This is a genomic window from Cognatilysobacter lacus (assembly GCF_008274655.1).
Lineage (GTDB): Bacteria > Pseudomonadota > Gammaproteobacteria > Xanthomonadales > Xanthomonadaceae > Cognatilysobacter > Cognatilysobacter lacus.
Map to the genome: position 1 here is coordinate 1 of NZ_VTRV01000297.1, position 529 is coordinate 529.

Below are 529 nucleotides of genomic sequence, written 5' to 3' on the forward strand. Positions count from 1 at the left end.
AGGCGCTGCTGGAGCGCCATCTGTTCCGGCTGCACCGCCGCGCGGTCGCCGAGCGACGCCGCCAGCGCTGACGGTCGACACCGGCGCCTGCTTGGCGGCCCCTGCGCGCTCGGCTAAGGTCGGGCCACCTCCGCCATGAAATCGCCGCGTGCGCGTCCTGATCTGCGACGACCACAACCTGATCCGCGCCGGCCTGCACCGTCTGGTCGCGTCGTTCGACGGGATCGAGGTCGTCGGCGAAGCGTCGAGTGCGGACGAAGCGGTGATGCGCACGCGCGAGGTGCAGCCGAACGTCGTGCTGCTCGACCTGTCGATGCCCGGTCGCAACGGATTCGACGCGCTCGACGAACTGCGCCGCGTCGCGCCCGACACCGCGGTGGTGATCATGTCGATGCATGACGACGCAGGCCACGTGCGCGAAGCGCTGGCGCGCGGCGCGAGCGGGTTCGTGGTCAAGGAAGCCGCACCGGCCGAACTCGAGGTCGCGTTGCGTGCCGCGTTCGCCGGACGCGTTTTCCTGAGCCCGCAG

General features: G+C 71.1%; 1 protein-coding gene. It reads left to right on the plus strand.

From position 1 onward, the window contains the following. Positions 1 to 148 precede the first annotated feature (148 nt). A partial coding sequence (locus FW784_RS14170; protein ID WP_149353957.1) for a response regulator occupies positions 149 to 529 on the plus strand: 381 nt, incomplete at its 3' end.